A 20,457-nucleotide genomic window follows, 5' to 3' on the forward strand; every position below is an offset into this window, starting at 1 on the left:
CCCGTCGTGCGGCGGTCGCTCAGTGACCGGTGCCCGCGGTCGCCGGGGGCAGCTCCACCTGGACACCGGCGTCGCCGGCGTCCGCGGTGTAGTCGTCCGCGGTGGTCTCGTCGACGCCCTCAGGGGCCTTCACGGCCTTCAGGACGAAGGTGAGGACCACGGTCACCACCACGTTGAGCACGAAGGCCGTGAGGCCGATGTAGCCGATCTCGCCGATGCCCGGGATCTCCTTCGCGGAACCCCCGAAGTGCTTCTGGGTCGGCGAGGCGACGCCGTACGCGGCGACCGTTCCGTAGACCATGCCGACCGCCCAGCCGGCGAGCAGGGCCCAGCGGTGGAACCAGCGGGTGAACAGGCCGCCGACCAGCGCCGGGAAGGTCTGCAGGATCCAGATGCCGCCCAGCAGCTGGAAGTTGATGGCGACCGTCTTGTCCATGGTGAGGACGAAGGCCAGCGCGCCCACCTTCACCAGCAGCGAGACGAGCTTGGAGACCTGGGCCTCCTGCTTCGGCGTGGCGTCCGGCTTGATGAAGTCCTTGTAGATGTTGCGGGTGAACAGGTTCGCGGCCGCGATCGACATGATGGCCGCGGGGACCAGGGCGCCGATGCCGATGGCGGCGAAGGCCACGCCCGCGAACCAGTCCGGGAACATGTCCTCGAACAGCTGCGGGATGGCCAGCTGGCCGTTGGTGACCTTCACCCCGGCCGCGATCGCCATGAAGCCCAGCAGGGCCAGCAGGCCGAGCATGAGGGAGTACAGCGGCAGGATCGTGGTGTTGCGCCGGATCACCTCACGGCTCTTGGAGGAGAGCGTCGCGGTGATCGAGTGCGGGTACATGAACAGGGCGAGCGCCGAGCCGAGGGCCAGGGTGGCGTACGTCCACTGGCCCGCCTCCGGGGGCGCGAGCGCGCCGCGCGTCTTGCCGGTGGCCGGGTTGACCTGGCTGAGCGCGTGGCCCGCCTTGGCGAAGACGTCGTCGAAGCCGCCCAGCTTGATCGGGATGTAGATGATCGCCACCGCGATGACGATGTAGATCAGCGCGTCCTTCACGAACGCGATCAGCGCGGGGGCCCGCAGACCGGAGGAGTACGTGTAGGCCGCCAGCACGCCGAAGGCGATCAGCAGGGGCAGGTCCTTCACGAACCAGTTGGCGTTGTCCCCGCCGCCGACGCCCATCACGTCCAGCACCGCCTGGATGCCGACGAGCTGCAGCGCGATGTACGGCATCGTCGCGAGGATGCCGGTCAGCGCCACCGCGAGCGACAGGCCCTTGGAGCCGAACCGGCCGCGCACGAAGTCGGAGGTGGTCACGTACCCGTGGCGGTGCGACACCGACCACAGGCGCGGCAGGAAGGTGAAGATCAGCGGGTACACCAGGATCGTGTACGGCACCGCGAAGAAGCCGGACGCGCCCGCCGCGTAGATCGCCGCGGGTACGGCGACGAAGGTGTACGCCGTGTACAGGTCGCCGCCGAGCAGGAACCAGGTGACCCAGGTGCCGAACGACCGCCCGCCCAGGCCCCATTCGTCCAGGGTGTGCTCGTTGTCGGCCCTGCGCCAGCGTGCGGCGAGGAAGCCCATGACCGTGACGGCCAGGAAGAAGAAGATGAAGACGCCGAGCGCGACGCCGTTGACGCCGTTCTTCACTTGGCGGCACCGCCCTTCGCGGCGGCGCGGGAGCGCTGGTCGCGCTGCCACAGCCTGTACGCGAGCACGGTGAGCACGGTGGACAGGGGCACCCAGGCCATCTGGTACCAGTAGAAGAACGGGATCCCGATGAACGCGGGGTCCGCCTTCGCGTACGAGCCGACCCAGAGCATCGCCACGAAGGGGGCGACGAGACACAGCCCGATGACCGCCCGCGCAGGCGTCACCAGAGGTGGTCTCACTTCAGGCGTTTCGGACATGCCACGGCTCCGTCCCCTCGCTGATCAACCTGTGTAACGCGCAGGCAATCTAGGTGACGGCGTCGTGGCAGTGGAAGACCTCGTTCACATCTCGGCATGTCGATTCGGCGAAGTGCGCGGATTTCAGTCGGCCGGCCGCTTCAGTCGCGCCACGAACTTGTAGCGGTCGCCCCGGTAGACGGACCGCACCCACTCCACCGGCTTGCCCTCGCGGTCCAGGGAGTGCCGGGAGAGCATCAGCATCGGCAGTCCGACGTCGGTGCCGAGCAGGCTCGCCTCGCGCGGGGTGGCGAGGGAGGTCTCGATGGTCTCCTCGGCCTCGGCCAGATGGACGTCGTAGACCTCGGCGAGCGCGGTGTAGAGGGACGTGTACTTCACCAGGGAGCGCCTGAGGGCCGGGAAGCGCTTGGCCGACAGGTGCGTGGTCTCGATCGCCATGGGCTCGGCGTTGGCCATGCGCAGCCGCTCGATGCGCAGCACGCGTCCGCCGGCGGTGATGTCGAGCAGCTCGGCGAGCCGGTCGTCGGCGGTGATGTAGCCGATGTCGAGCAGCTGCGAGGTCGGCTCCAGGCCCTGGGCGCGCATGTCCTCGGTGTAGGAGGTGAGCTGGAGCGCCTGGGAGACCTTGGGTTTGGCGACGAAGGTGCCCTTGCCCTGGATGCGTTCGAGCCGGCCCTCCACGACCAGCTCCTGCAGGGCCTGGCGGACGGTGGTGCGGGAGGTGTCGAACTCGGCCGCCAGCGTGCGTTCGGGCGGGACCGGCGTGCCCGGTGCCTGCGTCTCCGTCATGTCGAGCAGGTGCTTCTTCAGGCGGTAGTACTTCGGCACGCGCGCGGCACGGACGGTCGCGCCGGCCTCGTTCTCCGCACTGCTGACGTCGGTGCTCATGCTCTGCCTTCCCGGCTCCGGATGCCGAAAGCGACCGACATCCCATCGGCCACGGCTCACATCGTGGCACGGGTTCCTGCGTCAGGACTCCACCCGCACGTTCCGTGATCTTCTCTATATACCGTCCCGACAGGGTTGGTCTAGTCCATCGGGCGGCGGGCTGTGCACCGCGGCCCCGCCGCCCGCGCGGGAGTGGACCAGGGTCTGTCGTTCGGATCAGGTCGGCTCGGCCCACGGTGCGTTGTCAGCCGACCGCGCCGCGCGGCATGATCCAAACGGCAGGCCCTAGATCCCCTGCCACTCCGGCTTGTGGGCATAGGTGTGCCGGAAGTAGTCGGCCAGCTTCAGCTTGGAGGCGGCCGCCTCGTCGACGACCACCGTGGCGTGCGGGTGGAGCTGGAGCGCGGAGGCCGGGCAGAGCGCCGCGACCGGGCCCTCCACGGTCGCTGCCACCGCGTCCGCCTTGCCCTCGCCGGTCGCCAGCAGCACCAGGTGCCTGGCCTCCAGGATGGTGCCGATGCCCTGCGTGATGACGTGGTGCGGGACCTGCTCGATGTCGCCGTCGAAGAAGCGGGCGTTGTCGATCCGCGTCTGCTCGGTCAGGGTCTTGATCCGGGTGCGCGAGGCGAGCGAGGAACAGGGCTCGTTGAACCCGATGTGCCCGTCGGTCCCGATGCCGAGCAGCTGCAGGTCGACACCGCCGGCCCCGGCGAGCGCGCGGTCGTACGCCGTGCACGCCGCCTGGACGTCCTCGGCCGTGCCGTCGGGCCCGAGGAACGCTTCCATGCCTATCCCGAGCGGCTCCAGCACCTCTCGGCGCAGCACCGACCGGTAGGACTCGGGGTGGTCGGCGGGCAGTCCCACGTACTCGTCGAGCTGGGCGATCCGCGCTCGCGAGGCGTCCACGGCACCGGAGCGCACCTTGGCCGTCAGCGCCTGGTAGACGGGCAGCGGGGTGGAGCCGGTGGCGACGCCGAGCAGGGCGTCGGGCTTGCGCCGCAGCAGCTGGGCCAAGGCCTCGGCGATCAGCTCGCCGCCCGCCGCGGCGTCCGGAACGATGACAACTTCCACGCTGGGCCTGCCGTTCTGGAGAGGGCTCTGTGCGTCTATGTGGTTTAGACCAATCTAACAGAGCGGGCCCCCGGGGGGACGCGTCTCTGTATTTTTCTAGGGGGCGCTATAAAATCGTGTTCCATGGTGACCGGGCAGGACGCGAACGCACAGGCCAAAGCCGCCAGGTCGCGCGGCCGCCCGCGCTCCTTCGATCGTGCCACCGCACTGGAGAAGGCGCTCATGGCCTTCTGGGAGCACGGCTACGAGGCCACCTCGGTCTCGGACCTCACCCGGATCATGGGCATCGGCGCCCCGAGCCTGTACGCGGCCTTCGGCGACAAGCGGACCCTGTTCGAGGAGGTCGTCCGCCTCTACGCCGGCACGTACGGCGCGTTCGCGGAGCGCGCGCTGGCGCAGGAGCCCACCGCCCGAGCGGCCGTCGCGCGCCTGCTGCGCGAGGCCGCCGCCCAGTACACCGACCCCGCCCACCCGTACGGCTGCCTGGTCGCGCACGCCGCCACCAACTGCACCAGCCCCGAGGTCGGGCGGCTGCTGCGGGACCGGCGCATCGCCGACATCACAGCCCTGGAGTCCCGGATCCGGGCGGACGCCACGGAAGGGCCGCTGCCGGCCGGCACCGACGCGGCCGCCCTCGCCCGGTACACCGGCGCGCTGCTCCAGGGCATGTCCCAGCAGGCGCGGGACGGGGCGAGCCGGCGGGAACTGGAGGCGCTGGCCGAAATTGCCATGGTTATCTGGCCCCACGGCTGACCCGGGCGGGCTAGGCTGCGTGGCATCGAGTGCCAAGGGCGCTGGCGCGTGCCCGCACGGGCATGGACACGCCCCGTGGTCTAGTCCACAATCGAAAAGAACGCCTCCGGGAGAACGGTTCGACGAGAACGGTTCGAGAGGGACGTTCCGAAGAGAACAAGCCTCCGTCTTCCCCGCACAGGAAGGCGGATCGAGGAACCGGTGCTCTCTGCCCTGACTGCCCCGGCTCCTCGACCTTCGGCCGACCGGGACCGCACACCCCACGGCCGATGATGCTCCGGGCTGCGGTGCCGGGAGGGTTGAGGGTCCCTTCCAGGCGCCGCGGCCCGCGGGTGTTTTCCGGCCACCCCCGGCCCGCGGGTACGCTCGCACACGTGCCCTCCATGAACGAACTGGTCCGCCAGCACACCGCCCTCGACGACTCCGACCTCGAGTGGCTCCACCTGCTGGTCTCGGAGTGGCAGCTGCTCTCCGACCTCTCCTTCGCCGACCTGGTCCTGTGGGTGCCCACCCTGGACGGCACCCGGTACGTCTCGGTCGCCCAGATGCGCCCCAACACCGGCCCCACCTCCTACCAGGACGACATGGTCGGCCACCTCGTCCCGCGCGGCCGGCGCCCCATGCTGGACGCGGCGCTGGACGAGGGCCGGATCGTGCGCGAGGGCGACCCGGAGTGGCGCGAAGAGGTCCCCGTGCGGGTCGAGTCCATCCCCGTGCGGCGCGAGGGCCGCGTCCTCGGCGTGATCGCCCGCAACACCAACCTGCTCACCGTCCGCACCCCGAGCCGCCTGGAGCTGACCTACCTCCAGAGCGCCTCCGACCTGGCGCAGATGATCGCGGCCGGTTCCTTCCCCTTCCCGAACCAGCAGGTCGACATGGACGCCTCGCCGCGGGTCGGCGACGGCCTGATCCGGCTGGACGTGGACGGCATCGTCCAGTACGCCTCCCCGAACGCCCTGTCCGCCTACCACCGGCTCGGCCTCGCCGCCGACCTGGTCGGCCAGCACCTGGGGCAGACCACCGCCGAACTCGCCCCCACCCGGGGCCCGGTGGACGAGGCGCTCGCCAAGGCGGCCAGCGGCTGGGCGCCGCGCGAGTTCGAGATCGAGGCCACCGACGGGGTCATCCAGTTCCGGGCCATCCCGCTCAAGCCGAAGGGCGCCCGCATCGGCTCGCTGGTGCTGTGCCGGGACGTCACCGAACTCCGGCGCCGAGAACGCGAGTTGATCACCAAGGACGCCACCATCCGGGAGATTCACCACCGGGTGAAGAACAACCTCCAGACGGTCGCCGCACTGCTGCGCCTGCAGGCCCGGCGCATCGACTCCGACCGCGGCCGGGAGGCCCTGGAGGAGGCGGTGCGCCGGGTCGGCTCCATCGCCATCGTCCATGAGACGCTGTCTCAGAACCTGGACGAGCGGGTGGAGTTCGACGACATCGCGGACCGTGTGCTCGCGATGGTCGCCGAGATCTCGCCGGGCAAGGTGACCGGCCGGCGCAGCGGACGGTTCGGGATACTCGACGCCGAGGTGGCCACCCCGCTGTCGATGGTCCTCACCGAGGTCCTCCAGAACGCCCTCGAACACGGCTTCCGCGAGGGGGACACCGGCACGGTCGAGGTCTCCGCGATCCGCGGCGGCACCACCAAGGAGGCGCGCCTCCTGGTCACCGTCCAGGACGACGGCGTCGGCCTGCCCGAGGGCTTCGACCCGCACCGCTCGGGCAACCTGGGGCTGCAGATCGTACGGACCCTCGTCGAGGGCGAGTTGGGTGGCACGTTCGACATGGTCCCGGCGCCGGAGCGGGGGACCAGGGTGATCCTGGACCTTCCGGTGCGGGCGCAGAAGTGAGCAACGGCCCTGCCGTGACGGGCTGTTGCTTCCTGGAAAGGGCGGCGGGACCGGGCACAGCAAAAAGCCCCGGACCGCCATTGGTCCGAGGCTTGTGCTCGTTGCTGCTCCGCTAAATCGCTAAGCGCATCGGGGGATACTGCGCGCTGCGGCTCGGGGGCGGGAGATGCGTACGCGATGTACGCGCCGCCAAGCTCAGGCTGTCAGCAGGGGTGGGAGTGTCAGGCGGAGGCCTGACGAGCCCGGTTGCGGGCGGCGCGGCGCTTCATGGCGCGGCGCTCGTCCTCGCTGAGACCACCCCAGACGCCGGAGTCCTGACCGGACTCGAGCGCCCACTGCAGACACTGCTCGATCACCGGGCAGCGACGGCAGACGGCCTTGGCTTCCTCGATCTGCAGCAGCGCAGGACCGGTGTTGCCGATGGGGAAGAAGAGCTCGGGGTCTTCCTCGCGGCAAACGGCGTTGTGACGCCAGTCCATGGCTGCTACCTCTCCTTGGTATTACGTGCAAGTTGCTTGTGAATGTGAACGCTTTCACGAATCCCTCAACAAGTGAAGGGCCGACCGCCGAGTCTTCCCCGGCGTGGTCCTTGGTTTGAAGAGGGGTTCCGGTGATCAGTGGAGGCTGGTGTTGCGGGCCGTCCCGATCGCCACGTAGAGACTCGCAAACCTCAGCGACGGATACAACCCCTTCCGGAAAGTTTTTTTTGATTCCTCGGTGTCGACTGGGTCACAGCCGTACTTCCATGGGGTGGATCCTGGCCTAAACGTTCGAGTGAAAGGACTTTCGCCTCTTCCGCTCACACAATCACACGCAGTGCGCGGCGTACGCCTGTGAACGTCACGCTCGTACGCAGCCCCAGGTGGTCACCGTCCATCTGGAGGGGGAGAGGCGCCTTCGAATGCAAGGTGAACCCGTCCAGATCGTGCAGTGAGAGCACATGCCTGCCACGGGGTCCGCGGTCGGGGGACGAAGTGAGCAACTGGGTGGCATACCGGGCAACCGAGGCCGTCGAGAGGCGGCTGAGACCGAGTACGTCGACGCCCGTGTCGAACGAGGCCTTAGGCGATGTGTACATGGGGCGATTGCCGAGATACGTCCAAGGCGACGTGTTCGAGACTATGGCCACCACAAGATCCCTGACCGGGTCCGCGCCGGGCCGCTCCAGTGTGATCGCGCCGTGCCGGCGGTTCGGCTCGCCGAGGAACTGCCGCATCACCTGACGCACGTACAGCGCGTGCGTCGACTTCTTCCCGCGCTCGCGCTGCTGCTCGACCCGGCCGACCACACCCGCGTCGAAGCCCAGCCCCGCGTTGAAGGTGAACCAGCGGTCCGGCACCGCCTCGTCCGCCGTGCCGGGCGTGCCCGAGGTCAGCCCCAGGCCGACCACCCGCTCGCGGCCCTCGCGCAGGGCGTCCAGCAGGGCGCCGGTCGCCTCGACGGGGTCGTTGGGCAGGCCGAGGGCGCGGGCGAAGACGTTCGTGGAACCACCGGGGACGACGGCGAGACCGGGCAGGCGGTCCAGGGCGGGGCCGGCGTGCAGCAGACCGTTGACGACCTCGTTGACCGTGCCGTCACCGCCGAGGGCGACCACCATGTCGATGTCGTCGCTCTCCGCCGCCTGCCGGCCCAGGTCGCGCGCGTGGCCGCGGTACTCGGTGGTGACCGCCTCCAGCTTCATCTCGCTCGCCAGCGCGTGGGTCAGGACGTCACGCCTGCGTGCGCTTGTGGTGGTTGCCGCCGGATTGACCACGAGAAGTGCACGCATGGATGGCAGGGTACCTACTGGGTGGTACCCGGCCCATACCGAGGTAGGGATCCGGTAAGAGGGGCGGGCGTGAGCCTGGACACTCGGTGCCCTGGGGCACGGCGGGGGCCGCCGGGGCGCGGGCTACCCTGCTGGGGTGAGCAGTGAGCAGAACCCCGCCCCGAACACCACGGAGACCGGTGCCCCCGGGAACACCGCGGAAGCCGCCGTCGCCGCCGGACCGCGTCCGCGCCGGCTGACGTACGCGGCGGCGCTGGCCGGACTGGAGGGCGCCGCGCTGACGGTGGGCGGCCTGTGGGTGCTCGTGCTCGGAGTCACCGGCGCGCCGGACGACCGGCAGCAGGCGGTGACCCTGGGGATCACCCTGGTCGTACTCGCGCTGCTGCCGCTGCTCGCCGCGCGCGGTCTGCTGCTGCGGCGCGGCTGGAGCCGTGGCCCGGCGGTGATCACGCAGCTGATGGCCCTCCCGGTGGCCTACAACCTGCTGAAGGCCGACAGCATGGCCATCCCGGCCGGTATCGCCCTGGCGGTGGTCTCGCTGGCGGCCCTGGTGCTGCTCGTGAACGGTGAGACGACCCAGGCCCTCGGCATCAAGGGACCGGGCCGGGGCGAGTAGCGCCCCCTCACTCCTCCACCAGGAGCTTCTCCCGCAGCTGGGCCAGGGTGCGGGCCAGCAGCCGGGAGACGTGCATCTGGGAGATGCCGACCTCCTGCGCGATCTGCGACTGGGTCATGTTCCCGAAGAAGCGCAGCAGCAGGATGCGCTTCTCGCGCGGCGGCAGGTCCTCCAGCAGCGGCTTGAGGGACTCGCGGTACTCCACGCCCTCCAGCGCCTCGTCCTCGGCGCCGAGGGTGTCGGCGACCGCCGGGGACTCGTCGTCGGTGTCGGGGACGTCCAGGGAGAGCGTGGAGTACGCGTTCGCGGACTCCAGGCCCTCCAGGACCTCCTCCTCGGAGATGGCGAGCTTCTCGGCCAGCTCGTGCACGGTGGGGGAGCGGCCGTGCAGCTGGGACAGCTCGGCGGTCGCCGTGGTCAGGGCGAGCCGCAGCTCCTGGAGCCGGCGCGGCACGCGGACCGCCCAGCCCTTGTCGCGGAAGTGCCGCTTGATCTCGCCGACGACGGTCGGGGTGGCGTACGTGGAGAACTCCACGCCGCGCTCCGGGTCGAACCGGTCGACCGACTTGATCAGGCCGATGGTGGCGACCTGGGTGAGGTCGTCCAGCGGCTCGCCGCGGTTGCGGAAGCGCCGCGCGAGGTGCTCGACGAGCGGCAGGTGCATGCGGACCAGCTTGTTGCGCAGCTCGGCGTACTCCCGGCTCCCGTCCTGCAGCTTGCGCAGCTCGACGAACATCGCCCGCGCGCCGGTGCGGTCGTGCGGTCCGTGCGGTGCGGCGTGCACGGCCTCCGCGCCCAGCGCGTCGTCCTCGGCGTTTCGCTCGTGCTCGCTCATTGCCCCGCCCGTAGCCCTTCCCCGAGCCCTCGCCCCCGTGCGGGATTTCTCCGCGGGCGGGCCCTGCACGGAACCGTCGCCGTCGACCCGTGTGGCTTCGTCCTCCGGGTGCGGTCTGGCCTGCTCGGGGATGCCGTCGATGCCGTCCGCCATGCGGCGGGAACCGTCCCGGGGAGCTTCCCCGGGCGTCTCGTCCGCACTCGACCAGAGGGAACCCCCGTCCCCGGTCGGCAGCTCCCGTGTGCCGCGCTCTTCGTCCCGCACCGGACCGTCCCCGTTCCTCACGCCGGCCCGGGACCCGCGCCGCGCTGTTTGTAGAGGCTGATGGACACCGTCTTGTCCTCGTCGACGGCGGACGAGACCTTGCCCGCCAGGGCCGACAGCACGGTCCAGGCGAAGGTGTCACGCGAAGGGGCGTGGCCGTCCGTGGTCGGTGCCGACACGGTGACCTCCAGCGAGTCGTCGACGAGCCGGAAGACACAGCTGAGCACCGAGCCGGGCACGGCCTGCTGGAGCAGGATCGCGCAGGCCTCGTCCACGGCGATGCGCAGGTCCTCGATCTCGTCCAGGGTGAAGTCCAAGCGGGCCGCCAGACCGGCCGTGGCCGTCCGCAGCACCGACAGGTAGGCACCCGCAGCCGGCAGCCGGACTTCCACGAAGTCCTGGTTCGCCGCGGGCTCGCCTGCGATCTGGGACACCCTCACCTCCATGGTGGTACAAGCTTTACGGGGCCGAGGGTCGCCCCCCGGGGGTAACGCGTAGGTGGTTCAAGCGGTGACGCTATCGCGCTCCGAACGTTTCTGTCCCGGGACCCCAACCCCCTGGCGTCACTCACAGTAAAGCTGTGGATACGCTCCGTGTCTAGAGGGTTTGCGTGCCCAAATGAGAAGAGCGCGCGCCGGGTTGACGTACCCAGACGTCAGACGCTCGAACCGTCGTACGGCCACCGTCGCATGCAGTGTCACACGACAGTGCGGTCGAACGGGAACACGATCACCGGTCAGACGAGCACGTGGTCCACGAAGCACCACCGCCAGTCCTCGCCGGGCTCGAACGTCCGCATCACCGGGTGACCGGACTGCGCGTGGTGCTCGGTCGCGTGTCGCCCGGGTGAGGAGTCGCAGCAGCCGACGTGGCCACAGCTCAGGCAGAGCCGCAGCTGTACCGGGTGCGTCCCCTGCGCGTGGCACTCCGGGCAGGTCTCGCTCAGCGGCTCGGGCTCCGGATGCGGCAGCGCGTCGGCGTGCGTGCACTGTTTCATGATTGCCAGATTACGACGGGTGTGCGGGTGGCCGCGCGAAAAAAGAGGGTGGGCGAGGACGATGGACGTGATGCCCCTGCTGTTGCTGGTGGCGGGCAGTGCCGCGGTCGCGGGGGCGGCCCGGCGCACCCCGGTGCCGGCGCCGCTGCTGCTGGTCGCGGTGGGCCTGGCGGTTTCCTACCTCCCGGGGATCCCCGACTACACGCTCGACCCCGACGTCGTGCTGCCCCTGGTGCTGCCCCCGCTGCTCTACAAGGAGGGCACCGAGAGCTCGTACCTCGACCTGCGGGCCCAGATGCGTCCCGTCGGACTGCTGTCCGTCGGCTACGTGCTCTTCGCGACCTTCGTCGTCGGCTGGGCCGCCTACCTCGTCGTCCCCGGGCTGCCGCTGCCCGCCGCGCTGGTACTGGGCGCGGTCGTGGCGCCCACGGACGCGGTGGCGGCGGCGGCGATCGCGCGGCGGGTCGGGCTGCCGTCCCGGATCACCACCATCCTCCAGGGCGAGTCCCTGCTGAACGACGCCACCGCGATCACCGCCTACAAGGTCGCCCTCGCCGCCGCCGTGGGCGCGGGCACCACCTGGGCCGGCGGCATCGGCGAGTTCCTGCGCGCGGCGGTCGGCGGTGTCCTCGTCGGCCTGGTGCTCATGGTGCCGATCCACTGGCTGCGCACCCACCTGAAGGAGGCGCTGCTGCAGAACACCCTCTCCCTGCTGATCCCGTTCGTCGCCTACGGGGTCGCCGAGCAGGTGCACGCCTCGGGCGTCCTCGCGGTCGTGGTGGTCGCCGTCTACCTCGGGCACCGCGCGTGGGAGGTCGACTTCGCCACCCGCCTCCAGGAGGAGGCCGTGTGGAAGATGGTCGCCTTCCTGCTGGAGTCCGCGGTGTTCGCGCTGATCGGGCTGCAGCTGCCGCCCGTCCTCCAGGGGCTCGGCGCGTACCGGGGGAGCGACGCGGCCGGGTACGCCGTCGCGGTCTTCGTGGTGGTCGTCGCGGCCCGGTTCGTGTGGGTGTACCCGGCGGCCTTCCTGCCGCGGCTGCTCTTCCGGCGCATCCGGGAGCGCGAGGAGAACCCGACCTGGCGGGGGCCGGTCGTCACGTCCTGGGCCGCCATGCGGGGCGTGGTGTCCCTGGCCATCGCCTTCTCGATCCCGCTCACGGTGCACGGCGGCGCACCCTTCCCGCAGCGCAACCTGATCCTCTTCCTGACCTTCACCACGGTCATCGGCACGCTGGTCGTGCAGGGCCTGACGCTCGCGCCGGTGATCCGCCTGATGAGGTTCCCCGGCCGCGACGCGCAGGCCGAGACGCTCGCCGAGGCCAACGCCCAGGCGCAGGCCTCCCGGGCCGCCGAGAGCCGCCTGGACGACCTCCTCTCCGACGAGCGCAACGACCTGCCGCCGCCGCTCGCCGACCGGCTGCGCGACGTCCTGGAGCGCCGCCGCAACGCCGTCTGGGAGCGGCTCGGCCAGGTCAACCCGGTCACCGGCGAGTCCGTGGACGACACCTACCGCCGGCTGTCCCGCGAGATGATCAGCGCCGAGCGGACGGTCTTCGTCAGACTGCGCGACCACCGCTACATCGACGACGAGATGCTGCGCGCCCTGCTGAGACGGCTGGACCTGGAGGAGGCGGCCGCGTACCGGGAGACGGCCTAGGCCTCGGGGAACGGCCGGCCGGTGACGACGGCCGTGATCGCCGTCCCGCGCGTGAAGGCGCCCTCCTGTGCGAGGGCGACGAGTCCGTACAGCAGTTTGGCGACATAGAGCCGCTCCACGGGCAGGTCGTGGCGGTCCTCGAAGTCCTCGGCGAACGCCTCGAGTTCGGGGGTCGTCCGCGCGTACCCGCCGAAGTGGAAGCGGTCGTCCAGGGACCAGGTGCCGGTGCGGGCCCCGAAGGCACGTTCCTGCAGGGTCTGTACGTCGGCCGCCAGGAAGCCGCCCCTGAGGACCGGTACGCCGAGGGCCCGCTGCCGTCCGGTCAGCCCGGCGGCGAGCCCCGCGAGGGTGCCGCCGGTGCCGCAGGCGACCGCCACGACGTCGGCGCGGCCGCGCAGCTCCTCGCCGAGGGCCCGGCAGCCGTGCACGGCCTCGGCGTTGCTGCCGCCCTCGGGGACGACGTACGCGTCCTCGGCGCCGGCCGCGCGCAGGATCGCGGCCAGGGCCGCCGGCTCGGTCTTGTGCCGATAGGTCGATCTGTCGACGAAGTGCAGGCGCATGCCGTCGGCCGCGCAGCGGGCGAGGGACGGGTTGAGCGGGCGGCCGGCCAGCTCCTGGCCGCGGACCACCCCGGTCGTCCGCAGCCCGAGCAGCCGGCCGGCGGCCGCGGTGGCCCGCAGGTGGTTGGAGTAGGCCCCGCCGAAGGTGACCAGCGCCCGGCCGTCGGCGGCCGCGACGTTCGGCACCAGCTTGCGCCACTTGTTGCCGATCAGCTCCGGGTGGATCAGGTCGTCCCGCTTGAGCGAGAGCCGCAGACCGCACCGCTCGAAACGGTCGTCCCGCACCTCCTGGAGGGGCGAGGGCAGACGGGGCACGAGCGGGTCCGGGCTGTTCACCCCGTCATTGTCACCCGCCTCCGCGGACCGGGCTCCGGGGAGCCGCGAACGGCACGGGGAACGCCGTTCCCGGGCTTCTGCGGGCGCGCTACTCCTTCAGTCGTTCCGCGACGCGCCGGCGGAGCCAGGCCATGGTGAAGCCTCGCGGGTCCACCTTTCCCGGCTGCCACTCCCGGTGGCCGAGGACGGAGCGCTCGGTCCAGCCGTGCGCGCGGCAGACCGCCGCCGCGGCCCGCGAGATCGCCTCCAGCTGCCGCTCGGGCCAGGGGTCCTCGCCGTCGCCGAGGTTCTCGCACTCGAAGCCGTAGAAGTGCCGGTTGCCGTCGGTGTCGGACTCGTTGTCCGGCGGCAGCCCCTTCTCGGCGATCACCGCGCGCAGCACGTCGTCGTCGCCGAGACCGGCGTGGTTGGCGCGGCCGTACCCGACCAGGTGGACCGTGCCGTCCTTGGTGATCACGCCGTGGCACAACGGACCGGGCAGCGCCGGGTATCCGTCGCGGCAGACCTCCACCGTGCGCGCCGCCCCGGGTCGCCGTGTGGTGGATCATCACACCGTGGACCGGCCCCCAAGGGCCCTTGTGACTGCGGTTGTGCTGCCGCCAGTCGCCGACCTCGACGACGGTGACGCCCTCCGCGCGGAGGGCCTCCAGAAATCCGTTCGCGGACATGGGTGGGGCCATGACCGACTCCTTAGTGCCGTGCCCGGTGGCCGCGTCGGCGGCGCTCTCGTCCCGCACGCTTCTACCGAAGCCGGACGTCCCGGGCCACGGGAAGCTGTACAAGGTCCCTCGTTGTGCCCAGTAATGCGATGATCCATTCCCGCTCGTTCGGGTAATGGTGCGACCACGGTGAGTGATGAAAGGCTCGATCCCGAGACCGGGGCTCCCAGCGATTCGGCACCGGGCATACACGGGAGGCGTTTCCACATGTCGGTAGGCGAAGAGGTCCGCACTGATCAGGGCAAGCCGCAGCAGTCCCTCGGGACGGCGGCAGCGCGGAACCTGGCCACGACCACCAAGTCCGTTCCACAGATGCAGGAGATCAGCTCCCGCTGGCTGCTGCGCACGCTCCCCTGGGTGGACGTCCAGGGCGGCACGTACCGGGTGAACCGGCGCCTGACGTACGCCGTCGGCGACGGCCGCATCACCTTCGTGAAGACCGGCGACCAGGTCGAGGTGATCCCGGCCGAACTCGGCGAGCTGCCGGCACTGCGGTCGTTCGAGGAGGAGGAGGTGCTGACGGAGCTGGCCCGCCGGTGCCGCCAGCGGGACTTCGCGCCCGGCGAGGTGATCGCGGACTTCGGCAACCGCACCGACGAGGTGTACCTGCTCGCGCACGGCAGGGTTGAGAAGATCGGCACCGGTCCGTACGGCGACGACTCCGTCCTCGGAGTCCTGGCCGACGGCGCCTACTTCGGCGACCAGGCGCTGCTCGACCCCGACGCCATCTGGGACTTCACCGTCCGCGCGGACACCGCCACCACGGTGCTGATCCTCAGCCGCCAGGACTTCGAGCAGGTCGCCGAGCGCTCCGACTCCCTGCGCGCGCACCTGGAGCAGGTGCGCTCGATCCCCGAGCAGAGCACCAACAAGTACGGCGAGAAGGAGGTCGCGCTGGCGGCCGGCCACTCCGGCGAGCCCGACATCCCGCACACCTTCGTCGACTACGAGTCCCGGCCCCGTGAGTACGAACTGAGCATCGCCCAGACCGTGCTGCGCATCCACACGCGCGTGGCCGACCTGTACAACCAGCCGATGAACCAGACCGAGCAGCAGCTGCGGCTCACGGTCGAGGCGCTGAAGGAGCGCCAGGAGCACGAGCTGGTCAACAACCCCGAGTTCGGCCTGCTCAGCAACTGCGAGTACGACCAGCGGATCCAGCCCCACGACGGCGTGCCCAGCCCGGACGACATGGACGAGCTGCTGAGCCGCCGCCGCAGCACCAAGCTGTTCCTCGCCCACCCGCGCGCGATCGCCGCGTTCGGGCGCGAGCTGAACAAGCGGGGCCTGGTACCGGAGAGCGTCGACGTCGGGGGCAGCCGCATCCCCACCTGGCGCGGGGTGCCGATCTACCCGTGCAGCAAGATCCCGATCAGCGAGGCCCGCACGACCTCGATCATCGCCATGCGGACCGGCGAGGACGAGCAGGGTGTCATCGGCCTGCGGCAGTCCGGCCTCCCGGACGAGATCGAGCCGAGCCTGTCCGTCCGGTTCATGGGCATCAACGAACAGGCCATCATCAAGTACCTGGTGACGGCCTACTACTCGGCCGCCGTGCTGGTGCCGGACGCGCTCGGCGTGCTGGAGAACGTCGAGATCGGCCGCTGGAGGTGACGTTTCCGCACGTCGCGGCCGTGTCTCCGCCCGCCGGGGCGGGTAGACCCTCGGGGTACGCGTCCGCCCGGGCCGGCGAGGCCGGTGCCCGCGGGCGCGGCGAGGGGGAGGCATGGCCGAGTTCATGACGGAGACCGAACAGCGTTCCCCCGGGGTGCCGTGTCCCGGCGCTCCGGGGGAGCGCTGGGGGGCGGGCGACGCGGGGGCCGTGCCGGCCGACGGGCAGGAGGCCACGGCCCTGCTGGAGCGGACGCGGGCCCTGGTCGACCCGGAGCTGCGTGCGGCCGTCGATTCGCTGCCCGGCTCGATGCGCCGGGTCGCGCGCTACCACTTCGGCTGGGAGCACGCGGACGGTACGCCCGCGCACGGCAACGCGGGGAAGGCCATCAGGCCGGCCCTGGTGCTCGCCGCGGCCGCCGCGCTCGGCGGACCCGCGGGCCGGGCGGCGGCCGTCCGGGCCGCCGTCGCGGTCGAACTGGTGCACAACTTCACGCTGTTGCACGACGACGTGATGGACCGGGACCCCACCCGCCGCCACCGGCCCACGGCCTGGGCGGTGTTCGGCGATCCCGACGCGATCCTCGCCGGTGACGCCCTGCAGGCGCTCGCCCTGCGGCTGCTCGCCGAGGACCCGCACCCGCGCTCCGGTCCGGCGGCCGGCCGGCTCGCGGACTGTGTCATCGAGCTGTGCGCGGGGCAGCACACCGACACGGACATGGAGCACCGCGCCCCGGACGAGGTCACCCTCGACGAGGTGCTCGTCATGGCCGAGGCGAAGACCGGCGCGCTGCTGGGCTGCGCCTGCGCGCTCGGCGCGCTGTACGCGGGCGCGGGGCCCGAGGAGGTGGACGCCCTGGACGGCTTCGGCCGGCAGGCCGGGCTCGCCTTCCAGCTGATCGACGACGTCATCGGCATATGGGGTGACCCACGGCGCACCGGGAAGCCGGCCGGCGCGGACCTCGCGGCCCGCAAGAAGTCCCTGCCGGTGGTGGCCGCGCTCTCCTCCGGCACCCCGGCGGCGGCCGAACTCGCCGCCCTGTACGGGAAGCCGTACGCCACCGGCGACAGCGAGGGCATCGCACGGACGGCGCTGGCCGTCGAACAGGCCGGCGGCCGGGACTGGGCACAGGCCGAGGCGGCCGACCGGATGGCCCGCGCGATGCAGGAACTGGCCCGCGCGATCCCCGACCCCGAGACGGCGGGCGGTCTGCTGGCCCTCGCCGAGTTCGTGACCCGGCGCAGCAGTTGAGCGCTGCCGGCCACCGGCAGCTCCGAAGACCCGGAGGCCCCGCGCCCGTGCGGCTCCTGACCCCGCACGGACCGCCGGGGCCTCCGGACAGGCGGGCCCCGCACATCCCCACAGTGTGCGGGGCCCGCCCCTGTGCGGGGACACGGAATCCCCTTGCGCGCACCCGGAGTTGAGCACTACAAATAAAGCACTACATCCGGAGTGGTCAGCAGAAGGTATCCGGTCCTGCCACGAAAAGGGATCCGCTTGCGCAGGCTCACCTACTTCATCGCCTGCTCGCTCGACGGCTTCATCGGCGACGAGCACGGCGACGCCACCGCGATGCTCCGTTTCCTGGACGAGGAGTACCTGGACTTCCTCAAGGCGGAGTTCCCGGAGACGCTGCCCGCCCACGCCCGTGGGCCGCTCGGCCTCGGCCACCTGGAGAACCGGCGGTTCGACACCGTCATCCAGGGCCGGGCCAGCTACGAACTGGCCCTCAAGGAGGGCGTCACCAGCCCCTACGCCCACCTGCGCGAGTACGTCGCCTCGCGCACCCTGACCGCGTCCCCCGACCCGCACGTCGAGATCGTCGCCGACGACCTGGTCGGCAGGGTCCGCGCGCTGAAGGCGGAGGAGGAGGGGCTGGACATCTACCTGTGCGGCGGTTCGTGTCTCGCCGGGCAGTTGCTCGACGAGATCGACGAACTCGTCGTCAAGACCTACCCGATCGTCTACGGCACGGGCATGCCGATGTTCGGCACCGGCCTCGACATCAAGGAGTTCGGCCTCGACGGGGTGCGCGCGTTCGCCAACGGCGCGCTCGTGCGGACGTACACCAGGAAGCGCTGAGCCCGCGCCGGGACCGTAACGTGGGCCCATGCCGAAACTGCCGAACATCTTCCACATCACCGAACGCGCCCTGTGGGAGGCGGCACGCGAGCGCGGCACCTACGAGGTGTCGACCCGCGGCCGCACCCTCCAGGAGGAGGGCTTCATCCACCTCTCCACCCGCGAGCAGCTCCCGCGCATCGCCGAGCTGCTCTACGGCGGCTACGACGGCCCCGACGAGCTGGTGGTCCTCGTCGTGGACCCGGCCCGCGTGGACGCACCGGTGAGGTACGAGCCGGTCAAGCCCGGTGGCGAGGAGTTCCCCCACGTCTACGGCCCGCTGCCGGTCGCCGCCGTGGTGGAGGTGCGGCCCTGGGGATAGTGCTCCGGCGGCGGGGCCCCTCAGCCGGTGGGGCGCTGGAAGCAGCGCAGCAGGTTTCCCGCCGGGTCGCGGAAGGCGCAGTCGCGGACGCCCCACGGCTGGTCCGTCGGCTCCTGGAGCACGTCGGCGCCGGACTCCCGCAGCCGCTCCCACAGTGCGTCGCAGTCGTCGGTGGCCAGGATGACACCGCGCAGCATGCCCTTGGCGAGCAGCTCGGCGAGCGCCTGCTTGTCCCCCGGGGAGGCGTCGGGGTTGGCGCCGGGCGGCTCCAGCACGATCTCCACGTCCGGCTGGTGCGGCGAGCCGACGGTCACCCACCGCATCCCCTCGAAGCCCACGTCGTTGCGGATCTCCAGGCCGAGCACGTCACGGTAGAAGGCGAGGGCCTTGTCGTGGTCGTCCACGGCGATGAAGCACTGCGCGAGTCTCACGTCCATGGGATCACGCTAGGCGCACCCCGACGGCTGTGCGAGCGATCGGCTCAGTACAGCCGGCGGCGCGGCCGGGTGAACGTACGGGCCACACAGGAGGGGATCACCGCGGCCGGCTCGTGCGAACGTGCCCGGTAGGCGCTCGGCGTCTCCCCGACCAGCTCGGTGAACCGGGAGCTGAAGGAGCCGAGCGAGGTGCAGCCGACGGCGAGGCACACCTCGGTCACCGTGAGGTCGCCCCGGCGCAGCAGCGCCTTGGCCCGCTCGATCCGGCGGGTCATCAGATAGCTGTACGGGGTCTCGCCGAACGCCTTGCGGAAGCTGCGCTGGAAGTGGCCGGGGGACATCAGGGCGCCGCGGGCCAGTTCGGCCATGTCGAGCGGCTCGGCGTACTCACGGTCCATCCGGTCGCGCACGCGCCGCAGCCGCCTCAGGTCCTCCAGGGTCACGTCGTCCAGCTTGGCACAGGGCACCGACATCCCGGACCGGAACGTTTTCGCACAGCGCCGCACAACAAGGTCCCCCACCTCTCGACGTGTCGTCGCCTCCAGTTCGCCCCGAATTGACCTGGTCCTGATTGTCTGAGGGGATGGACCACATGACGTTCCTCGTGGCGGTCGTCATCGTCACAGCACTGGCGTTCGATTTCACGAACGGGTTCCACGACACCGCGAACGCGATGGCCACCTCCATCGCCACGGGGGCACTGAAGCCGAGAACTGCGGTCCTGATCAGCGGCGTGCTGAACATCCTCGGCGCCTTCCTGTCCACCGCGGTCGCCAGGACCATCTCGGGCGGCATCGTGGACGACAGCCTCGTCACCCCCGAGATGATCTTCGCCGGGCTGGTCGGGGCCATCCTGTGGAACCTGGTGACCTGGCTCGCCGGGCTGCCGTCCAGCTCCTCCCACGCCCTGTTCGGCGGGCTCATCGGCGCGGTCTGGGTCGGCGCGGGCTCCAAGGCCGTCAACTTCGACAAGGTCGTCGACAAGGTGCTGATCCCGGCCTTCGCCTCCCCGGTGGTGGCCGGGCTGGCGGCCCTGATCGCCACCTACCTGGCCTACCGGCTCTCCGCCCGCGCCCGCCAGGAACCCGTGACCAAGGGCTTCCGGCTCGGCCAGGTCGGCTCCGCCTCCCTGGTCTCCCTCGCGCACGGCACGAACGACGCGCAGAAGACCATGGGCGTCATCACGCTGACCCTGATCTCGGCGGGCGTGCTCGGCCACGACGCCGGACCCCCGGTCTGGGTGATCGCGACCGCGGGGCTCGCGATCGGCCTCGGGACCTATATCGGGGGCTGGCGGATCATCCGCACCATGGGCAAGGGTCTGGCGGAGATCCATTCGCCCCAGGGCTTCGCCGCCGAGACGGCCTCCACGGCCGTGATCCTCACCTCCGCCCACCTCGGCTTCGCCCTGTCCACCACGCAGGTCGCCTCGGGCAGCATCCTCGGCGCCGGCCTCGGCCGCCGGCTGGCGGAGGTCCGCTGGGGCGTGGCCGGCCGCATGGTGATGGCCTGGCTGATCACCCTGCCCTCCGCCGCGCTGGTCGGCGGGCTCGCCGCCGGCGTGGTCAAGCACGGCGGCAACATCGGCACGGTCGTCATCGCCCTCGTGGCGCTGGCCCTCGCCGTGGTCATCGTCGCCATGTCCCGCCGCAATCCCGTACGCGCCGACAACGTCAACGACCACCACGAGGTCACCCTCCGCAGCCAGTCCTCGACCGGCGTCGGCTCGGCCGTCTGAACCCC

At 71.1% G+C, this 20,457-nt stretch carries 21 protein-coding genes and 1 pseudogene; 9 read left to right on the top strand and 13 right to left on the bottom strand.

From position 1 onward, the window contains the following. Positions 1 to 19: 19 nt before the first annotated feature. The 4 genes from mctP to nagB all read right to left on the bottom strand — a co-directional run bounded on the left by mctP (position 20) and on the right by nagB (position 3,867). The gene (gene mctP / locus ACZ7FF_RS24390) at positions 20 to 1,648 is read right to left on the bottom strand and encodes a monocarboxylate uptake permease MctP (protein ID WP_470814384.1); all 1,629 of its coding nucleotides are present in this window, start codon (positions 1,646 to 1,648) and stop codon (positions 20 to 22) included. Then, on the bottom strand, positions 1,645 to 1,908 hold the full coding sequence (locus ACZ7FF_RS24395) for a DUF3311 domain-containing protein (RefSeq protein WP_470814385.1): 264 nt from the start codon (positions 1,906 to 1,908) through the stop codon (positions 1,645 to 1,647). The genes mctP and ACZ7FF_RS24395 overlap by 4 nt, the downstream gene beginning before the upstream one ends. 123 nt (positions 1,909 to 2,031) lie before the next feature. Continuing rightward, positions 2,032 to 2,796, bottom strand: coding sequence for a GntR family transcriptional regulator (locus tag ACZ7FF_RS24400; protein WP_470814386.1), 765 nt, complete (start codon positions 2,794 to 2,796; stop codon positions 2,032 to 2,034). A 285-nt stretch (positions 2,797 to 3,081) separates the two neighbouring features. Further along, positions 3,082 to 3,867 carry a glucosamine-6-phosphate deaminase gene (gene nagB, locus ACZ7FF_RS24405; protein ID WP_470814387.1) on the bottom strand — a complete coding sequence of 262 codons (786 nt, stop codon included), beginning with the start codon at positions 3,865 to 3,867 and terminating at the stop codon, positions 3,082 to 3,084. 123 nt (positions 3,868 to 3,990) lie between these two features. Here nagB and ACZ7FF_RS24410 point away from each other — a divergent pair, with 123 nt between their 5' ends. Both ACZ7FF_RS24410 and ACZ7FF_RS24415 read left to right on the top strand, forming a co-directional pair. Further along, positions 3,991 to 4,620: a TetR/AcrR family transcriptional regulator gene (locus ACZ7FF_RS24410; protein WP_470814388.1), complete on the top strand. Its 630-nt coding sequence runs from the start codon at positions 3,991 to 3,993 to the stop codon at positions 4,618 to 4,620. Between the two features lie 383 nt (positions 4,621 to 5,003). Then, positions 5,004 to 6,470 (top strand): sensor histidine kinase, encoded by a 1,467-nt coding sequence (locus tag ACZ7FF_RS24415; RefSeq protein ID WP_470814466.1) that lies wholly within the window; start codon positions 5,004 to 5,006, stop codon positions 6,468 to 6,470. Positions 6,471 to 6,691: 221 nt separating this feature from the next. Here the strand turns inward: ACZ7FF_RS24415 and ACZ7FF_RS24420 are convergent, their stop codons facing one another. Continuing rightward, positions 6,692 to 6,949, bottom strand: coding sequence for a WhiB family transcriptional regulator (locus tag ACZ7FF_RS24420; protein ID WP_003992873.1), 258 nt, complete (start codon positions 6,947 to 6,949; stop codon positions 6,692 to 6,694). 320 nt (positions 6,950 to 7,269) lie between these two features. Continuing rightward, a complete protein-coding gene (locus tag ACZ7FF_RS24425; protein ID WP_470814389.1) occupies positions 7,270 to 8,238 on the bottom strand; it encodes a diacylglycerol/lipid kinase family protein in 969 nt (322 codons plus the stop codon). Between the two features lie 136 nt (positions 8,239 to 8,374). Here ACZ7FF_RS24425 and ACZ7FF_RS24430 point away from each other — a divergent pair, with 136 nt between their 5' ends. After that, positions 8,375 to 8,854: a hypothetical protein gene (locus ACZ7FF_RS24430; RefSeq protein WP_470814390.1), complete on the top strand. Its 480-nt coding sequence runs from the start codon at positions 8,375 to 8,377 to the stop codon at positions 8,852 to 8,854. Positions 8,855 to 8,861: 7 nt separating this feature from the next. On the opposite strand, the gene ACZ7FF_RS24435 is transcribed toward ACZ7FF_RS24430, so the two are convergent. From ACZ7FF_RS24435 to ACZ7FF_RS24445, 3 genes are all read right to left on the bottom strand, one after another. Further along, positions 8,862 to 9,953 carry an RNA polymerase sigma factor SigF gene (locus ACZ7FF_RS24435; RefSeq protein WP_470814391.1) on the bottom strand — a complete coding sequence of 364 codons (1,092 nt, stop codon included), beginning with the start codon at positions 9,951 to 9,953 and terminating at the stop codon, positions 8,862 to 8,864. Positions 9,954 to 9,970: 17 nt separating this feature from the next. Next, the gene (locus ACZ7FF_RS24440) at positions 9,971 to 10,387 is read right to left on the bottom strand and encodes an ATP-binding protein (protein WP_009190566.1); all 417 of its coding nucleotides are present in this window, start codon (positions 10,385 to 10,387) and stop codon (positions 9,971 to 9,973) included. 302 nt (positions 10,388 to 10,689) lie between these two features. Beyond that, positions 10,690 to 10,950: a UBP-type zinc finger domain-containing protein gene (locus ACZ7FF_RS24445; RefSeq protein ID WP_470814392.1), complete on the bottom strand. Its 261-nt coding sequence runs from the start codon at positions 10,948 to 10,950 to the stop codon at positions 10,690 to 10,692. A gap of 61 nt (positions 10,951 to 11,011) precedes the next feature. Between ACZ7FF_RS24445 and ACZ7FF_RS24450 the strand changes: the two genes are divergently transcribed. After that, positions 11,012 to 12,607 carry a Na+/H+ antiporter gene (locus ACZ7FF_RS24450; RefSeq protein ID WP_470814393.1) on the top strand — a complete coding sequence of 532 codons (1,596 nt, stop codon included), beginning with the start codon at positions 11,012 to 11,014 and terminating at the stop codon, positions 12,605 to 12,607. Here the strand turns inward: ACZ7FF_RS24450 and ACZ7FF_RS24455 are convergent. Both ACZ7FF_RS24455 and ACZ7FF_RS24460 read right to left on the bottom strand, forming a co-directional pair. Then, on the bottom strand, positions 12,604 to 13,503 hold the full coding sequence (locus ACZ7FF_RS24455) for a 1-aminocyclopropane-1-carboxylate deaminase/D-cysteine desulfhydrase (RefSeq protein ID WP_470814394.1): 900 nt from the start codon (positions 13,501 to 13,503) through the stop codon (positions 12,604 to 12,606). The two genes, ACZ7FF_RS24450 and ACZ7FF_RS24455, sit on opposite strands and share 4 nt — an antisense overlap. A gap of 88 nt (positions 13,504 to 13,591) precedes the next feature. Further along, positions 13,592 to 14,183: pseudogene (locus tag ACZ7FF_RS24460) on the bottom strand (N-acetylmuramoyl-L-alanine amidase). Between the two features lie 246 nt (positions 14,184 to 14,429). Between ACZ7FF_RS24460 and ACZ7FF_RS24465 the strand changes: the two are divergent. The 4 genes from ACZ7FF_RS24465 (at position 14,430) to ACZ7FF_RS24480 (ending at position 18,277) form a co-directional block, all read left to right on the top strand. After that, a complete protein-coding gene (locus ACZ7FF_RS24465) occupies positions 14,430 to 15,836 on the top strand; it encodes a family 2B encapsulin nanocompartment shell protein (RefSeq protein WP_470814395.1) in 1,407 nt (468 codons plus the stop codon). A gap of 112 nt (positions 15,837 to 15,948) precedes the next feature. After that, a complete protein-coding gene (locus ACZ7FF_RS24470; protein WP_470814396.1) occupies positions 15,949 to 17,085 on the top strand; it encodes a family 2 encapsulin nanocompartment cargo protein polyprenyl transferase in 1,137 nt (378 codons plus the stop codon). Between the two features lie 246 nt (positions 17,086 to 17,331). After that, on the top strand, positions 17,332 to 17,916 hold the full coding sequence (locus ACZ7FF_RS24475; RefSeq protein WP_470814397.1) for a dihydrofolate reductase family protein: 585 nt from the start codon (positions 17,332 to 17,334) through the stop codon (positions 17,914 to 17,916). 28 nt (positions 17,917 to 17,944) lie between these two features. Next, positions 17,945 to 18,277: a DUF952 domain-containing protein gene (locus ACZ7FF_RS24480; RefSeq protein ID WP_470814398.1), complete on the top strand. Its 333-nt coding sequence runs from the start codon at positions 17,945 to 17,947 to the stop codon at positions 18,275 to 18,277. A 20-nt stretch (positions 18,278 to 18,297) separates the two neighbouring features. Here the strand turns inward: ACZ7FF_RS24480 and ACZ7FF_RS24485 are convergent, their stop codons facing one another. Together ACZ7FF_RS24485 and ACZ7FF_RS24490 are read right to left on the bottom strand one after the other, a co-directional pair. Beyond that, positions 18,298 to 18,714: a VOC family protein gene (locus tag ACZ7FF_RS24485; RefSeq protein WP_470814399.1), complete on the bottom strand. Its 417-nt coding sequence runs from the start codon at positions 18,712 to 18,714 to the stop codon at positions 18,298 to 18,300. A gap of 44 nt (positions 18,715 to 18,758) precedes the next feature. Further along, positions 18,759 to 19,157: a helix-turn-helix transcriptional regulator gene (locus tag ACZ7FF_RS24490; RefSeq protein ID WP_413951837.1), complete on the bottom strand. Its 399-nt coding sequence runs from the start codon at positions 19,155 to 19,157 to the stop codon at positions 18,759 to 18,761. 140 nt (positions 19,158 to 19,297) lie between these two features. Between ACZ7FF_RS24490 and ACZ7FF_RS24495 the strand changes: the two genes are divergently transcribed. Next, positions 19,298 to 20,452: an inorganic phosphate transporter gene (locus tag ACZ7FF_RS24495; RefSeq protein ID WP_470814400.1), complete on the top strand. Its 1,155-nt coding sequence runs from the start codon at positions 19,298 to 19,300 to the stop codon at positions 20,450 to 20,452. The last annotated feature ends 5 nt before the right edge of the window (positions 20,453 to 20,457 follow it).

This window comes from Streptomyces sp. NPDC037126, from assembly GCF_055605965.1.

What these genes read in the sequence shown, in the direction of transcription:
- ACZ7FF_RS24395 (WP_470814385.1), bottom strand. Translation starts at nt 1,908, where the DNA reads ATGTCCGAAACGCCTGAAGTGAGACCACCTCTGGTGACGCCTGCGCGG.
- ACZ7FF_RS24400 (WP_470814386.1), bottom strand. Translation starts at nt 2,796, where the DNA reads ATGAGCACCGACGTCAGCAGTGCGGAGAACGAGGCCGGCGCGACCGTC.
- ACZ7FF_RS24410 (WP_470814388.1), top strand. Translation starts at nt 3,991, where the DNA reads ATGGTGACCGGGCAGGACGCGAACGCACAGGCCAAAGCCGCCAGGTCG.
- ACZ7FF_RS24415 (WP_470814466.1), top strand. Translation starts at nt 5,004, where the DNA reads ATGAACGAACTGGTCCGCCAGCACACCGCCCTCGACGACTCCGACCTC.
- ACZ7FF_RS24420 (WP_003992873.1), bottom strand. Translation starts at nt 6,949, where the DNA reads ATGGACTGGCGTCACAACGCCGTTTGCCGCGAGGAAGACCCCGAGCTC.
- ACZ7FF_RS24425 (WP_470814389.1), bottom strand. Translation starts at nt 8,238, where the DNA reads ATGCGTGCACTTCTCGTGGTCAATCCGGCGGCAACCACCACAAGCGCA.
- ACZ7FF_RS24445 (WP_470814392.1), bottom strand. Translation starts at nt 10,950, where the DNA reads ATGAAACAGTGCACGCACGCCGACGCGCTGCCGCATCCGGAGCCCGAG.
- ACZ7FF_RS24450 (WP_470814393.1), top strand. Translation starts at nt 11,012, where the DNA reads ATGGACGTGATGCCCCTGCTGTTGCTGGTGGCGGGCAGTGCCGCGGTC.
- ACZ7FF_RS24465 (WP_470814395.1), top strand. Translation starts at nt 14,430, where the DNA reads ATGTCGGTAGGCGAAGAGGTCCGCACTGATCAGGGCAAGCCGCAGCAG.
- ACZ7FF_RS24470 (WP_470814396.1), top strand. Translation starts at nt 15,949, where the DNA reads ATGGCCGAGTTCATGACGGAGACCGAACAGCGTTCCCCCGGGGTGCCG.
- ACZ7FF_RS24480 (WP_470814398.1), top strand. Translation starts at nt 17,945, where the DNA reads ATGCCGAAACTGCCGAACATCTTCCACATCACCGAACGCGCCCTGTGG.
- ACZ7FF_RS24485 (WP_470814399.1), bottom strand. Translation starts at nt 18,714, where the DNA reads ATGGACGTGAGACTCGCGCAGTGCTTCATCGCCGTGGACGACCACGAC.
- ACZ7FF_RS24495 (WP_470814400.1), top strand. Translation starts at nt 19,298, where the DNA reads ATGGACCACATGACGTTCCTCGTGGCGGTCGTCATCGTCACAGCACTG.